A 14,614-nucleotide genomic window follows, 5' to 3' on the forward strand; every position below is an offset into this window, starting at 1 on the left:
CGATAATGAATTATAATGGTTCATCATTGCTTTTTTATTTATTCTTGTATAATTTTTGCGTACTTTTGAAATGTTGTATCATCGAGTTGTGCTAGGGTATCAAAGACTGCATTAAAGAAAGAATAAGGTTGATTAGGATACTCTTGAGCAGCGATTTCACCGGCAACTGATAGCAGAGCAGTACCGAAAGCGCAGGACTCTAAGTTGAACTCTGTTGCCAATGCAACGCCGATAATACCGTCTAGCATATCACCAGCACCGACATTGGTTGCAAATTGTGGATTACCATTTTGAATGATAAAAACGCTATGCCCGTCGGTTACAATATCTTGTTCACCGGATATGATAATAAAGGCGCCGGTCTTAATAGCTGCAGTTTTGGCAATAGCTATTTTATCACCAGAATCTTGCCCAGCATCAATGCCTTTGCTAGCCCAAGCAACATCAGCGATATGTGCAATTTCACTGATATTTCCTCGAATGGCAGCGATTTTTACGCTTTCGCTCAGTAATTTAAAATTAGTATCTCTTATTTTGGAAGCACCAATAGCAACAGGATCGACAACCACTGGGATGTCCTTTTTATTTGCTTCCCGGCCACTGCTGATGACACTCTTGAATGCTTCAGGATTTGTGGAACCTAGATTAAGAACTAAAGCGTTAGAAATACCGGTAAGATCGCCAGCTTCACGAGGATCTGTGAACATGATGGGCGAACCCCCAATAAAATTAATGGCATCAGCAACGTGTTGAGGTGTTACCATATTAGCAACATTAAGGATGATAGGATTAGTGGTTCTGATTTTTTCGATGGTCAGTGTCATAATAATGATTTTCCTTTTAACTGATATATGGTTGCTGCAACATTGCTACTATTCATGATTGCTGAAATGACTGCAACGCCATCAACTGGTGCCTGTCTTACTGATTGAACATTATGTTCATTAATACCGCCAATTGCTACCGTTGGTAAATCTGTTGCTTGGGATAGTTGGTGGAGATTTTGTGTTCCGATTGCTGGTGCTGCATCGCGTTTACTTTGGGTGGAAAAAATAGGACCGATACCTAGGTAGGCAATACCAGACACCTTTTGAGCATCATGTAATTCATCTTTTGTGTTGATGGATAAACCAACAAACATGTTATGCGCATCTTGCAAAACTTGTGAAATATCAGTATCGTTTTGCCCGACATGAAGACCATCTGCGTTTAATTGATTGGCGAGTTCAATATCGTCATCAACAATAAAAGGAACATGGTATTTCTGAGTGATATCATGTGCTAAGCGTCCGATTTCAAGTTTTCTTGTACCAGATAAAGCGCTAGGACCTTTTTCACGGTACTGAAATGCTGTAATGCCGTGACGGCAAGCTGCTTCTAATTGGGATAAAAAAGAATCAATATTACCATGAACGTTTTGTGTTCCAGCAACTAAATACATATCTAAAATAGCCTTATTAAATTTCATTTGGGGTACCTGCCATTTTCCAATGATTTAATGGTCCGTGTCCATGGCCAACAATAATATCTTGTTGAATGATTGTTTCGATAAAAGACTTCCCAAAACGAATTGCTGATGGGATGGTATCGCCTTTAGCCAGCGCGCTAGCAATGGCTGAAGATAAAGTGTCGCCTGTACCATGTGTTCGAATTGTGTCAACCTTTGGACTTGCCATCCAAAAGTCAGTCCCGTCTGATAGTAGTACATAGTCAGAAATAATATCACTGTCTTGATGGCCACCTTTGATGATGACGTTTTTAGCCCCCATACTAGCAATTTTTTTAGCTGCAGTACGTGTATCTTCATGATTTTTGATTGTCATATTAGTAATGGCTTCTGCTTCAGGAAGATTAGGTGTCACAATAGTCGCTAAGGGAATGAGATCATGAATGACAGAATCTATAGCATCTTTAGATAATAAACGTGTACCGCCCTTGGCAACCATGACAGGATCAACAATTAGTGGTTGTATATGATATTTTTTAATATTTTGCACAACACAGGCAACGTGTTCAGCATCAGCTAGCATACCGGTTTTGGCCGCTTTAATATCAAAATCCTCATAGATAGAGGCGAACTGCGCATCCACCATATCGGTGGGGAGTGCAAAGGCTTTTTGCACGTCCAGCGTGTTTTGAGCGGTAACCGCAACAACCACATTAGTACTAAATACATGGCAAGCTTGCATTGTTTTAATATCAGCTTGAATACCAGCACCACCACCCGAATCGGTGCCGGCAATCGTTAGCGCTTGAGGATATTGTTTCATGATTGTTGTGCCTCGGGTTGACTAATGATTGATTTAAAATGCCAATCTTGTTGATAGAAAGCCTGTTCCCAGAATTGCCACTCTAGTTCACAACTCTTTAGGAAAAATTGTTTTGCCTGAGTTCTTTGCTCAGATGTTGCTTCTGAAGCGAGGCGGTCGATCCAGCTAAAGACCCGTTTTGATAAGGATTCATCAGCGTCATTTTCCGTACCGGCATAAAAATCAATCCAACTTTTAAATGGATTATCATCAGTGTTAGCGTTTTGAGCAACTTGTTGACGGGCGATTTCACCGTAAGTCCAAGGGCAAGGCAGAAAGGCAGCCAGAATATTCATGAGAGAACCCGTGTCAGCTGCTCGATACATATGTGATTCATATAAATAGGCTTTGGGTGCTGGGGTAGCGTGTTGTAAATCTTCGTACTGAACACCTGCCACATCGCAAAAGACATGATGGGGATGTATTTCACTATTCAAAATAAAATCAATTGAATTGGCAAAAAAGGTCATTTCATTACGATCGGTTAGTTTTGTAATAGCATTAGCATAAATTTTAATGAATTCACTTAAGTACTGATAATCTTGCTGTACATAAAAAATAAGTGCCGCTTTGTCGACGTGCCCATTTGTAATACCTTGTACAAATGGATGTTTGTGAATTTCCGCCATAATAGGCGCTGCTGCTAGTTTTAGTTCATCTGAAAACATAAATCCTCCTAGCTGCCACTAGTAGAATACAAATAAAAAACCTTCTTTACCTAGGTGAAATCTAAGTAAAAAAAGGTATCTTTTATCAGAATACCACTTTCCTACGCTAGTATTGACTAGATCAGGTTCAAAGGGATTGACTTTACATCATCTCAGCCAAAATGGCACCCCTAGTGGACAGCATATTATTATTTTTAATGACGTTAGCATAGCATAACTTCATCATTTATTGCAAATACTTTTCTGAACGATTTTGAATGGAAGGATAAAAAAGTTCTTGATTTAGGAAAAAGGATAACTTATACTAACGTCGTAGTTAAATTATTTATCTGGGGTACCGTAAGGTTGAGATAATACCCATTGAACCTGTAGGTTAATACCTGCGAAGGAAGATAAGCTAGATTGGTTTTTAGTGCCGTCTGTTGCATTTTTCTTTTGCAATAGATGGCTTTTTACGTTGATTTAGTCATCGGGCAATTTATTGATACATAAGGACCTCTTTCTCTAGGAGGAGTAGGAGATTATGGAAAATTCAGAAGCAGTACAAACATCAAGGGCGTACAAATGGTCACTTAGAGAAGTCATTTTGATGGCTTTAATCGGGATTGGATTCGGTGTCATTTATTTTATTATGGATCCGATTTATGCAGCGCTAGATGCGGTGTTAGTCCCAATGGGACTACATCCCTATGCAATTGCTATTACAATCGGGCCATGGATGATGGCTGCGCCATTAGCGAGTTACTTACTTAAAAGAGTAGGTGCTGGCTTGATTGGTGAAATATTAGCAGCCACTGGTGAAGCTTTATTGGGTGGCTATTGGGGTGTTGCGACAATTATTTCAGGATTTATTCAAGGGATTGGTTCGGAACTTGGTTTTACATTAACGGGTTATAAAAGTTGGAAATTAGGATTGATTTTATCAACATTAACGGGAACTGCCGTAACCTTTTTTTGGTCATTGTTTCATGATGGCTACCTACAATTGAATATAGGTATGTTAATTGGTTTGTTTATTGTGCGTTGGATTTCAGTTGGCTTTTTTGCAGGCGTATTAGTTTACTGGATTGTTCGCTTATTAGAAAAGTCAAAATTGTTGAAGTGAACGTTGGTATTGAATGTGATTAAAGAAAGTTGACTGTAGGTATGAAATTAGAAACACATCAGCTAAGTATTCAATATGACAATCAAATTATTTTGAAGGACGTTGATTTTGAGCTGGAGAGTAAGCAATTTGCTTTGTTAGTTGGCCCTTCGGGATGTGGGAAATCGACTTTAATGATGGCACTTGCCGGTCTGTATCCAAAATACGGCGGGGTGTTAAGTAGTGCAGTGACATTAGATGGTCTTGCTGTTCACTCGATAAAAGCGAATCAACGCGCGCCACAAATCGCTATATTATTTCAACATCCTGAACAGCAGTTTGCGATGGACAATGTTAGAGATGAAATGATTTTTGCACTCGAAAATTTGTCGTTAGCTGCAGAAGAAATAGATAAACGAATTGATCAAGCGCTTCAATCGGTTGGTATAGCGTCATTGCAGCACCGCCAGTTGTCACAGTTATCGGGTGGTGAATTACAAAAAGTTGCACTTGCTGAAACATTAGCATTAGGTGCTGAAATAATTTTATTAGATGAACCATTTGCGGCAGTTGACCCGATACATCGTCGAGAATTACAGTTGGTACTCAAAAAATTAGTCGACGAAGGACACGGCATTTTAGTATCCGATCATGATAAAAGTAATTATGATACGCTCATCACGCATTTATATCATATGGAAAATCAGCAACTAGAACGAGTTGCTGATGCTGCATGGGGTGATTTTTTTAAGTCAACGCAGCAACAGAATCGTGTAGATAATGCACCATTTAATCAAAATATTTTTCAAATGCAACATATGGGTTTAAGTAATGGCAATCAAAGGATACTCGAAAATACGGATTTAGTATGGCCAAAGGGTAAAATAACATTGATTACTGGACCAAATGGTATTGGTAAATCAAGTTTATTACGGGCAATGGCTAAATTACAGGCATATTCTGGTGATTTAACCTATCAAGACGTTCCACTGCATCGTATCAAATTAAAACATCATGCAAGACGAGTTGGAATGGTGTTTCAAAATGCGAGCCAACAGTTTCTAAATATTACTGTTGCCGAGGAAATCGAACAAGCACAACAACATAGCCATCGTAGTGATTACTGGACAGCTGAAGTGATAGCCGATGCAGTCGAAAAATTAAATTTAATTGGATTATCTCATCATTCAGTCTATGAGTTATCAGGTGGTCAGCAAAAAAAATTACAAATCTTAATTATGATGATTATTGCACCAGAAACTTTATTAATGGATGAGCCATTAGCAGGTCTAGATGAGCATTCTATTCATGTATTAATGTCATTATTACAATACACAACTGCATTATTACATCAGAGCATTATCATGATTTCACATCAAACGCATAATCTGTTACCTTATATTGATTATCACGTGCATTTTGATAAAAATGGTTTGCACTATTGTCAGCAGGTAGCCTCATGAATGAATCACAGAAGTTGTTATTAGTTCTGCTCATCTCCGTTGAAATTGCTTTTACACATTCCGTCGTCGTGAATATGGCGCTAATTGTGATCAGTATTATGATTTTGATTCTGGTAAAATGTCCAATTAAGACATTAGTTCGTTTGACCATGATGTCGATTTTACCAGCCTTGGGATCATTTACATCTTTCTATTTTTTCGGTAGAGGTGATAGCGCTGATCGTTTACATTTTGCTTTAGTCATGACAACGCGTGTGTGGGCTTATATTTTTATGGGTGCAGCCTTTATGGAAACGATGGTGCTATATAAACTATTGAGAGCGTTGGAACAAAATGCTAAAATGTCAGCTACCTTTGTTTATGGTATTCTTGGAGCTTTTAATTTCATTCCTAAAGTTATTACGGCTGTTAAAACAACGCGAGCAGTAGCATTAATGCGAGGACAAGTGCTCAGTTTTTGGTCACCAATTTTGTACTTTAAGGCGATTAGCCAAGCTTTAGTATGGTCTAATAATCTAGCTATGGCTATGACATCACATGGTTTTGAAGAAGGAGAATCAAGGAGCTATTATCAATTATTACCGACAAAAATAGCGGGCTGGCTAATTATTTTATTTATTATGATAGCGCTACAAATTTGTCTGTTTGTGATTAAGTTGTGGTAATTAAGTCTCTTTAAATGAGATTAAAATATGATAATACTCATAAAAAGACTAATGAATATCCTTGAATAATTAGGATTTATTAGTCTTTTTTATATGGTTTAAGTGGCTGAAATCGTCTCTTTTGTTATTTGACTTAAATAGAGTTAAGATAAAAACAAGGAAACTTATAAATGATATAGGATGATTGTAGTGAAGGGAGAACAAATGTCTGATAAAAAAAAGGTAGTCGATGTGCCGCAAGGTGATATTCATGTTTATGATGATATTATGCCTTATTTTAATTCAGATCCAGTGATTCAAAATACAAAAAAGCAGTATCAATCGGTGACGTTTGTCACGACGGGTATTATTGCTTTTGACGGTGGACAGACAACGATGTTGCATCTTGGAACAGCGTTGAGTAAGCAAGGTTACCAAGTCTATTATTTAAGTTATGTTGAACAGCCTGTTGAAGAAATGGAAGAGAACGCAGCGTTTAATTGCCCTGGATATCAAGGGACTTGTTTAGGTATTAATGATTTAGAACGACATCAATCTGATATTTGGATTGCAACATTATGGGAATCCGCTTATGTGATTAAAAATTTCAAAGGGTATAAAATGTATTTTGTTCAAGATTATGAACCTTACTTTTATGCCTATGGTGATCGTTATCAATTAGCCAAAAAAACGTATGAACTTGGCTTACATATGGTGAGTTTAGGTCCATGGTGTGCTGATTTGATCGAAAAAAATTGTGTGGTTAATAGTCCACTTGAAAGCATTAATTTCCCTGTTGATAGCTCAACATATCCTTTCCAAGAACGCGATTTTAGTCAATATTTAGATAAGAAAAAAATTAAGTTGGCAGTTTACACAAAGTGGGTGAGCCCAAGACGAGCGCCCATTTACATTCAAATGGTATTGAATAATAGCCAACGACTGCTAAAAAAGAAAGGAATTGAATTAGAAATTTCTTATTTTGGGTCAGACAGTCAATACCAATTCATTAATGGTCGTAATTTAGGGAAGTTGAATCATTCACAGTTATTGCAACTTTACCGAGACAACGATTTTGGTATTGCACCATCTATGACAAACTTCTCATTAGTAACATTTGAGATGATGAGTGCTGGATTGCCTGTTATTGACTTTGCTGAAGGTTCCGGACCATGGTTTATGTCTAAAGACACTTATATATCAACGCACTTGGATGAATATCAACTTTCTGTAGCTATCGAAAAGGCTATAGCGTCACCAAGTCGTCGTTTGCAAAAAATGACACAGGATGCTAGAAACTATTTGCAACGTATCACATGGCAAAAAACAATTGATGATTTTATCGCTGTATTGGCTAATCTGTGAGATTGTCATTGGTTCATTGAGAAAGTAGACAGTCATTATGAAAAATAACAAGGTACTTGCAACTGTACAGTTTATTATTATTGTATTAGTTGTAGAAGGTATTGGTTGGTTATCTGGATTGTTAGCAGGTGACATTGCAACTAAGTATAATCATTTAACCCAACCGGTGTTATCACCACCTTCATATGTTTTTGGTATTGTTTGGCCATTACTTTACTTTATGATGGCTACAGCTTTCTTTATTGCATTGCGACAAAAAAATAAGCGTTATCAAAATCGCTTTATTGGCTTGTTTGTTGTTCAATTAGCTGTTAATTTTATTTGGAGTATTATTTTCTTTGGCGGAAATGCTTTTTGGTGGGGACTACTGGTAATTATAGGTTTAGATGTGCTGGTTATGTTCACTCTGAAATATGCCTATCGTATTCACCGCTACGCTGGATACTTACTAGTGCCATATATGTTATGGTTGCTATTTGCAACGTACTTGACGATTGGTACTGCTATACTCAATTAAAAAAGGTCGGACATTAAGTCCGACCTTTTTATACTTGGATTATATAATATTAATACCAACCATTAGCTAACCAGAAGCTCTTGGCATTTGACCATGAACCATAACGATCACTAACGTAGCTGTCCGCAACCTTTTCTTGGTTGGCTGCAGAATAATCACCATTTAAGTATGATGAACTCAATTGGTATTTACCAATATATTGGCCATTACGGGCGCTATAAGAATTTGTTGATTCCTTATTAGCAATCCACGCTTTGGCTGAAGCATCGCTACCTGAAACAGAACTTGAGCTTGATGCTGTTTCTTCTGTAGACGTAGCTTGTTTGGTTGAAGCAGTTTGTTGAGTTGATGCGGCTTGTTGAGTTGAAGCAGTTTGTTGAGTTGATGCGGCTTGTTGAGTTGAAGCAGTTTGTTGAGTTGAAGCAGTTTGTTGAGTTGGTGCAGTTTGTTGAGTTGAAGCAGCTTGTTGAGTTGAAGCAGCTTGTTGAGTTGAAGCAGCTTGCTTAACAGCAGGTGCTTGTGTTTGTGTTGTCGTTGTATTACCTGAAAGGCTAGGGATTACCAATGTTTTACCAACAAAGATTGAGTTGACATTGGTAATGTTATTTGCCTTAGCGATAGCAGATACACCAGCTGAAGCTTGTGCATCACCGTAAGTTGCGACGGCAATCTTGTTTAATGTGTCGCCAGATTTAATTGTATAGTTTGAGTCAGCAGATGCTGCGCTACCGCCTGCAATAAGTAATCCTGCAGCTGCGGCTGTTCCTAGAATAGCTTTAGTAAAGTTAGTAGCGATAGTAGTCAATTTGTTTCCTCCGTTTGTGTATATCAATAACAATGTTACGAATACTATTCTGAACCTTAGCGATTACAGTGATATTACTTCACTTTTTTTAAACAAGGACAAAAATGGATTAATGTTAAGCGCGTGATATATTCTTAAATTGATTACTATTTTTAAGTCAGTGAGATGACAATTTGTAATATTATACATACTACTAACATATAATTAGTAGATTGATTGATTATATAATAGAAGAAAATACAATTTTATCTTAATTTTATCTATATTAGTTGGAAAAACCGAGGTGAGAATATGGTAATACTTTATTATGATCAATATACTATCAATGATATGACTTATTACTTGGCCGTCGATGGTCAGTTGAGTTTGAGCTTTGTGGGTTCTCCAAATCATGGCCTGTCAGAAATACATCAGTATATTCCTGATGCACATTTAATAGAAGATAACATGCGGACGGTGGGTGCTGCACAATATTTACAAGCATACTTTAATGGTGAAGAATCACCAATTAGTCAACACATTACTTTTCATAGTGGTACTGACCTACAAAGAGCAGTTTGGCAAACGCTATTAACAATTAAGCGGGGACAAACATGGAGCTACAGCCAATTGGCTCAAAAAGTCGGCTATCCCAGCGCTGTCCGAGCAGTGGCAACAGCTGTTGCAAAAAATCCAGTATTATTCGTTGTGCCGTGCCATCGCATTATTCGTCAAAATGGGGATATTGGACAATATAGAGCAGGAAAAGATCTTAAACGGCAATTATTAATGATGGAAAAAGCGATTGTTTAGTTAACATAATATCGGTACTTGAGTATTATAAACGATGTAAAAGCTTGATATCATAACATTTATAGCGTTAACCGAGACTTGACAAAAAGCGGTTAAACAGCTAAAATTATATTTGTTAGTATTTAGTCGCAGACTGCTCGTTTGCGACTTTTGTTATTGAAAGGTGGTCTTTGTGGCAGGTAAAATTCCGCAATCTTTTGTTGACGAAGTTCGCCAAAAAGTTAATATTATAGATGTTATTGGTCAATATACTGAATTAGTTAAACGTGGCAAGCAGTATAATGGTTCTTGTCCATTTCATGATGATCATCATCCATCACTTTTTGTCGATGAAACGAAGCAAGTATATAATTGTTTTTCGTGTGGTCGTTCGGGTTCGGTTTTTTCATTTGTTATGGAAAAAGAGGGGTTGAGCTTTCCTGAAACTGTATTGTCGTTGGCTGAGTCTGTTGGTATGACTGTCAGCCAACAAATGGCCTCTAATGTAACCCATCAAACAGACGGCACGACGCAGCAAATTTATCAGTTATATGTTGATGCGCAAAAAATGTACCAACATATCTTGTTAAATACAACATCTGGTGAAAAGGCACTGGCTTATCTTCATAATAAGCGTCAATTATCTGATGATATTATTCAGACTTTTGGTATTGGCTTTGTACCGGAAGACAATGTTTTATTGCAATATGCTCAAGATAAGGGTATATCAAGCAATGTGTTAAGTCAGTCAGAGCTTTTTATTGAAAATAATTCTGATGGTAAGTTGCGAGACCGTTTTTCGGGTAGAATTGTATGGCCCATCAAAAACGATCGTGGACAGGTTGTTGGCTTTTCTGGTCGTTCTCTTAGACCTGATGATCAGATCAAGTATATGAACAGCCCTGAAAGCCCATTTTTTAATAAATCAAAACTGCTCTATAATTTTGATTTAGCAAAAGCAACCATTAGACAGACGAGTACGGTATTCATATTCGAAGGTTTTATGGATGTCATTGCAGCGCATATGGCAGATACATTGTCTGGTGTGGCAACAATGGGTACAGCATTGACCAAAGAACATATTCAACTGGTTAGTCGGTATGCAAAACAAGTCATGCTCGTCTATGATGGTGATGAACCGGGGCAACGCGCAGCCAAGCGTAGTATTCATTTAATTCGTCAATATGCACCAAAAATCAAAATGGGCATTGTCCTGTTACCTGATAATTTGGACCCGGATGAAATGAGAACTCAACGTGGTGTTGATAACTTAAAACGGGCGTTGCAACAGAGTGTTCAAACACCAGTAGAATTTCTAATCGAGAATGCGCGTTTCGGAAAAAATTTGAGTAATCAATCGCAATATCTGAGTTTTATCAACGACGCATTGACGATTATCGCAGAAGCAACACCCGTCGAACAAGATATTCAAATTAAACGATTAGCTAATGAATTTAATACGTCTCAAAGTGCATTACAAGCGCAATTAGCACAAATTGTAACGCAGACATCAGTAACACATCCCAAACGTTCTAATGGCACACAAAATGATGTTGAACAGGCCAAAAGTTCTTTTGAAACGGTTGATGTTAATCACAGTATTACAAGAGTTGAGCAGGCTGAACGGGCATTGATCATGGCCATGATCAAGTCACCATCAGTATTAGCTTATGTTAAACAGACAGAGGGTTTCGCTTTCATTCATTCCGATTATCAGTTATTAATGATGCTGGTTGACATTTATCATAACCAGCATCCAGCACAATTTGATTTAGCGCAATTTATGGATTTTATTCAAAAACCAGAGTTGAATCAAAAATTAATGGCTATGGAACGTGTATTCGGAGATCTTACCATTAATGATGAAGCGATTCATGATTATTTACACATTATTGTCGAAGAAGCACCATTAGATGAAAAAATTAATCGTATTCAAGAAAAGCTGAATATTGCTAAAGCGCAGCATGATCAGACACAAATGATTACATTAATGACAGAACTGATACAGCTTAAACGTCAAAAGCAACAATATAGTTTATAATTGAGTTATATGAGCATTGCATTACAGGAGAATATATGGCTACTATTACAGCATCAAGTAAAATCTCAGATATTAAAGCATATTTAGATCAACATCATGTTTCCTACAATAGCCGCGCCAAAAAAGCTGAGTTGTTGGCCTTAGCTCAAGGTAAAACACCAGAAGAAGCAGCGGCTGCAGGTAAAGCATCAACACATAAAAGAAGTACTAAATCTGGTCCTATTAAAAATCCAGAATATGACAAAGCATTGAAGGCTTTGATTGCTGAATTTAAACCTTTGAAGCAGGTTAAGTACGATGATTTAGCAACGCGTTTGGCGCAACCTTTCTCTCTAGATGAAGAGAATATTGAACGCATGATGGAAAAAGTTGAAGATGCTGGTATTGCCATTGTTGATGAAAAGGGCGATCCAGCACCGGAAGTATTGCGTGCTAAGCAAAATAAGCCTAGTAAGGAAGAATTAGCTGCGGCTGAGGATACACCGGCTGGCATTAAAATTAACGACCCGGTACGTATGTACTTAAAGGAAATTGGTCGTGTGTCATTGCTGAAGGGTGATGAAGAAATCGAAATCGCCAAGCGTATTGAGGCTGGTGATGCTGATGCTGAAATCGCTAAACAAGAGTTGGCGGAAGCTAACTTACGATTAGTGGTATCGATTGCTAAGCGTTATGTTGGCCGTGGTATGCAATTCTTGGACTTGATTCAAGAAGGTAACATGGGGTTGATGAAGGCCGTTGAGAAATTTGACTATCAAAAGGGATTCAAGTTTTCAACGTATGCAACATGGTGGATTCGTCAGGCCATTACACGTGCTATTGCCGATCAAGCGCGTACAATCCGTATTCCAGTGCACATGGTTGAAACGATTAATAAATTAATTCGTATTCAACGACAATTGCTTCAAGATTTGGGTCGTGAACCATTGCCTGAAGAAATTGGGGCTGAAATGGACCTAGTACCAGATAAGGTCAGAGAAATTCTTAAAATCGCACAAGAACCTGTTTCATTAGAAACACCAATCGGTGAAGAGGATGATTCACATCTTGGCGATTTCATTGAAGATAATGAAGCTGTTTCGCCAGCTGATTCTGCGGCATATGAAATGTTAAGAGAGCAGCTTGAATCAGTATTGGATACGCTGACTGATCGTGAAGAAAATGTATTGCGTTTGCGTTTTGGTCTTGAAGATGGGCGTACCCGTACTTTGGAAGAAGTAGGTCGTGTATTTGGTGTAACCCGCGAACGTATCCGACAAATTGAAGCCAAAGCACTACGTAAGTTAAGACATCCAAGTCGTTCAAAGCAATTGAAAGATTTCATGGACGAGTAACATGAGTAGCGTTGATAAAAGCGGTGGGTAACCGCTTTTTTTGCTATACTGAGTGAGTATAAAGTTATTAAAGGAAAAACAGTAAGTATGGATAGTACACATCTTTCGCTACGTTTACAAGCCGTAGCAAACTATGTAAAAAAGGGCGCAAGGATAGCTGATATTGGTTCGGATCATGCTTATTTACCAGCCTATTTAGCACGTCATCAACAAATTGATTATGCTATTGCTGGTGAGGTGGCACGTGGACCGTTTGATAATGCAAAGCATGAAATACAGAGTCAGGGTTTGGCAGACATAGTCCATCCACGCTTAGCGAACGGCTTGAAAGCTATAACGCCGGACGATAAAATCGACACTGTGATTATTGCCGGTATGGGTGGTATTTTAATTACCGAAATATTATCTGCTGGGTTAACCCAACATCAGCGTTTTCCCAATCTCATTTTGCAACCCAATACCGATGAGTTTATTGTGCGTGAATGGTTAATGAAGCATGATTATACGATTCATTCAGAAAGTATCGTGCAAGAGGGAAAGCATTTTTACGAAGTAATGATGATTGAGCAGGGTAAACAAACATTATCCCGACAAGATATTTATTTTGGACCGGTGCTAAGTAAACAAAAATCACCTACCTTTAAAGCGAGATGGGAAAAAGAATTGGAGCGTATTCATATTATTTTGTTGAAATTACGACAAGCAAATAAAATGAATACACAAGCTTACGATGAATGGTCTCAACGTTATCAGGAAATTCAAGAGGTATTAAATAGATGATTGCACAAGAATTAATCAATGAAATTGAAAAATTTGCACCTAAAAATTTAGCTGAAAAAGGCGATCCAATTGGTTTGCAAATTGGGGACCCAACACAAGAAATTCATAAAGTTATGACAACGCTGGACGTACGACCAGAAGTTGTTCAAGAAGCAATTGAAATGAATGTTGATTTTATATGGGCACATCATGAAGCTATGTTTCACCCTGCCAAAAATCTTGATTTATCTGTGCCACAAAATAAAATGTATGCGCTACTTATCAAACACAATATTGTGGTTTACGCTTCTCACACGAATTTGGATGCGACAAAGGGTGGTATGAATGACTGGTTAGCAGGGAAGCTGGGTTTAACACATGTACAACCATTAATCCCTAATGATGATGGTGAAACCGGTCTTGGACGAATAGGTGAACTGGCAGAACCCATAACAGTCGCTGAGTATGCAGAAAAGTTAAAACATACTTTTAATGTAAAAGCTGTACGTGTTATTGCGCGAAATTTAAATCAAGCTATCCAAAAGATTGCGGTCTTGGGTGGCGATGGCGGTCGCTACTGGGACGTTGCTCAAGCTAAAGGGGCTGATGCCTACATAACAGCAGATGTGTATTACCATGTTGGGCACGCTATTTTAGCTAATGATTTTATTGTCATTGATCCTGATCATCATATGGAGGCCATTGCGAATCAGAAAATGGCAGAATTGGTCTGGCAGTGGCAAATTGAACATAAATGGGATTTGGAATATATTAATGTAACACATGAGAATACGGATCCTTACCAATATATCTAATGCTAGTGAAAGGGATGTAATCAAGCTGATTAGCGTGAT

The 14,614-nt window shown here is 37.9% G+C and carries 15 protein-coding genes and 2 riboswitches; of the genes, 10 read left to right on the top strand and 5 right to left on the bottom strand.

Translation table 11 applies throughout. From position 1 onward, the window contains the following. Positions 1-38: 38 nt before the first annotated feature. The 4 genes from thiM to tenA are packed head-to-tail and all read right to left on the bottom strand — an operon-like array spanning position 39 to position 2,977. Positions 39-824, bottom strand: a complete 786-nt coding sequence (gene thiM, locus C5L23_RS05985) for a hydroxyethylthiazole kinase (protein ID WP_133264434.1) — start codon at positions 822-824, stop codon at positions 39-41. After that, complete coding sequence (thiE, locus tag C5L23_RS05990; protein WP_010007554.1) at positions 821-1,468, bottom strand: thiamine phosphate synthase; 648 nt, start codon at positions 1,466-1,468, stop codon at positions 821-823. The genes thiM and thiE overlap by 4 nt, the downstream gene beginning before the upstream one ends. Then, the gene (gene thiD / locus C5L23_RS05995; protein ID WP_133264435.1) at positions 1,458-2,270 is read right to left on the bottom strand and encodes a bifunctional hydroxymethylpyrimidine kinase/phosphomethylpyrimidine kinase; all 813 of its coding nucleotides are present in this window, start codon (positions 2,268-2,270) and stop codon (positions 1,458-1,460) included. The genes thiE and thiD overlap by 11 nt, the downstream gene beginning before the upstream one ends. Further along, a complete protein-coding gene (tenA, locus tag C5L23_RS06000) occupies positions 2,267-2,977 on the bottom strand; it encodes a thiaminase II (RefSeq protein WP_010007552.1) in 711 nt (236 codons plus the stop codon). The genes thiD and tenA overlap by 4 nt, the downstream gene beginning before the upstream one ends. An 81-nt stretch (positions 2,978-3,058) precedes the next feature. Continuing rightward, positions 3,059-3,159: riboswitch (TPP riboswitch) on the bottom strand. Between the two features lie 138 nt (positions 3,160-3,297). Further along, a riboswitch (TPP riboswitch) is annotated at positions 3,298-3,385 on the top strand. A 115-nt stretch (positions 3,386-3,500) separates the two neighbouring features. Here tenA and C5L23_RS06005 point away from each other — a divergent pair. From C5L23_RS06005 to C5L23_RS06025, 5 genes are all read left to right on the top strand, one after another. Further along, positions 3,501-4,082, top strand: coding sequence for an ECF transporter S component (locus C5L23_RS06005; protein WP_133264436.1), 582 nt, complete (start codon positions 3,501-3,503; stop codon positions 4,080-4,082). Positions 4,083-4,123: 41 nt separating this feature from the next. Continuing rightward, the gene (locus tag C5L23_RS06010) at positions 4,124-5,524 is read left to right on the top strand and encodes an ATP-binding cassette domain-containing protein (protein WP_133264437.1); all 1,401 of its coding nucleotides are present in this window, start codon (positions 4,124-4,126) and stop codon (positions 5,522-5,524) included. Further along, positions 5,521-6,189, top strand: coding sequence for an energy-coupling factor transporter transmembrane component T family protein (locus C5L23_RS06015; RefSeq protein ID WP_010007549.1), 669 nt, complete (start codon positions 5,521-5,523; stop codon positions 6,187-6,189). Before C5L23_RS06010 ends, C5L23_RS06015 begins: the two co-directional genes overlap by 4 nt. A 204-nt stretch (positions 6,190-6,393) precedes the next feature. Then, complete coding sequence (locus tag C5L23_RS06020; protein ID WP_133264438.1) at positions 6,394-7,533, top strand: glycosyltransferase family protein; 1,140 nt, start codon at positions 6,394-6,396, stop codon at positions 7,531-7,533. A gap of 37 nt (positions 7,534-7,570) precedes the next feature. Continuing rightward, the gene (locus tag C5L23_RS06025) at positions 7,571-8,050 is read left to right on the top strand and encodes a TspO/MBR family protein (RefSeq protein ID WP_133264439.1); all 480 of its coding nucleotides are present in this window, start codon (positions 7,571-7,573) and stop codon (positions 8,048-8,050) included. Between the two features lie 49 nt (positions 8,051-8,099). Here the strand turns inward: C5L23_RS06025 and apf are convergent, their stop codons facing one another. After that, a complete protein-coding gene (gene apf / locus C5L23_RS06030) occupies positions 8,100-8,855 on the bottom strand; it encodes an aggregation-promoting factor (protein WP_240034426.1) in 756 nt (251 codons plus the stop codon). 291 nt (positions 8,856-9,146) lie between these two features. On the opposite strand from apf, the gene C5L23_RS06035 reads away from it, so the two are divergent. The 5 genes from C5L23_RS06035 to C5L23_RS06055 all read left to right on the top strand — a co-directional run bounded on the left by C5L23_RS06035 (position 9,147) and on the right by C5L23_RS06055 (position 14,575). After that, positions 9,147-9,647 carry a methylated-DNA--[protein]-cysteine S-methyltransferase gene (locus tag C5L23_RS06035; protein ID WP_010008445.1) on the top strand — a complete coding sequence of 167 codons (501 nt, stop codon included), beginning with the start codon at positions 9,147-9,149 and terminating at the stop codon, positions 9,645-9,647. A 172-nt stretch (positions 9,648-9,819) separates the two neighbouring features. Further along, entirely contained in the window at positions 9,820-11,667 is a 1,848-nt protein-coding gene (gene dnaG, locus C5L23_RS06040) for a DNA primase (protein WP_133264440.1), read from the top strand. 35 nt (positions 11,668-11,702) lie between these two features. Next, on the top strand, positions 11,703-13,001 hold the full coding sequence (rpoD, locus tag C5L23_RS06045) for an RNA polymerase sigma factor RpoD (RefSeq protein ID WP_193617328.1): 1,299 nt from the start codon (positions 11,703-11,705) through the stop codon (positions 12,999-13,001). 87 nt (positions 13,002-13,088) lie between these two features. After that, complete coding sequence (locus tag C5L23_RS06050; protein ID WP_133264441.1) at positions 13,089-13,781, top strand: tRNA (adenine(22)-N(1))-methyltransferase; 693 nt, start codon at positions 13,089-13,091, stop codon at positions 13,779-13,781. Then, positions 13,778-14,575, top strand: a complete 798-nt coding sequence (locus C5L23_RS06055; protein ID WP_010008443.1) for a Nif3-like dinuclear metal center hexameric protein — start codon at positions 13,778-13,780, stop codon at positions 14,573-14,575. The genes C5L23_RS06050 and C5L23_RS06055 overlap by 4 nt, the downstream gene beginning before the upstream one ends. Positions 14,576-14,614 lie beyond the last annotated feature (39 nt).

The organism is Leuconostoc fallax, from assembly GCF_004354645.1.
In the GTDB taxonomy this organism is placed as follows: domain Bacteria; phylum Bacillota; class Bacilli; order Lactobacillales; family Lactobacillaceae; genus Leuconostoc_B; species Leuconostoc_B fallax.

Coding starts and splice junctions, on each gene's coding strand:
- thiM (WP_133264434.1), bottom strand. CDS start 824: ATGACACTGACCATCGAAAAAATCAGAACCACTAATCCTATCATCCTT.
- thiE (WP_010007554.1), bottom strand. CDS start 1,468: ATGAAATTTAATAAGGCTATTTTAGATATGTATTTAGTTGCTGGAACA.
- thiD (WP_133264435.1), bottom strand. CDS start 2,270: ATGAAACAATATCCTCAAGCGCTAACGATTGCCGGCACCGATTCGGGT.
- tenA (WP_010007552.1), bottom strand. CDS start 2,977: ATGTTTTCAGATGAACTAAAACTAGCAGCAGCGCCTATTATGGCGGAA.
- C5L23_RS06005 (WP_133264436.1), top strand. CDS start 3,501: ATGGAAAATTCAGAAGCAGTACAAACATCAAGGGCGTACAAATGGTCA.
- C5L23_RS06010 (WP_133264437.1), top strand. CDS start 4,124: ATGAAATTAGAAACACATCAGCTAAGTATTCAATATGACAATCAAATT.
- C5L23_RS06015 (WP_010007549.1), top strand. CDS start 5,521: ATGAATGAATCACAGAAGTTGTTATTAGTTCTGCTCATCTCCGTTGAA.
- C5L23_RS06020 (WP_133264438.1), top strand. CDS start 6,394: ATGTCTGATAAAAAAAAGGTAGTCGATGTGCCGCAAGGTGATATTCAT.
- C5L23_RS06025 (WP_133264439.1), top strand. CDS start 7,571: ATGAAAAATAACAAGGTACTTGCAACTGTACAGTTTATTATTATTGTA.
- C5L23_RS06035 (WP_010008445.1), top strand. CDS start 9,147: ATGGTAATACTTTATTATGATCAATATACTATCAATGATATGACTTAT.
- rpoD (WP_193617328.1), top strand. CDS start 11,703: ATGGCTACTATTACAGCATCAAGTAAAATCTCAGATATTAAAGCATAT.
- C5L23_RS06050 (WP_133264441.1), top strand. CDS start 13,089: ATGGATAGTACACATCTTTCGCTACGTTTACAAGCCGTAGCAAACTAT.
- C5L23_RS06055 (WP_010008443.1), top strand. CDS start 13,778: ATGATTGCACAAGAATTAATCAATGAAATTGAAAAATTTGCACCTAAA.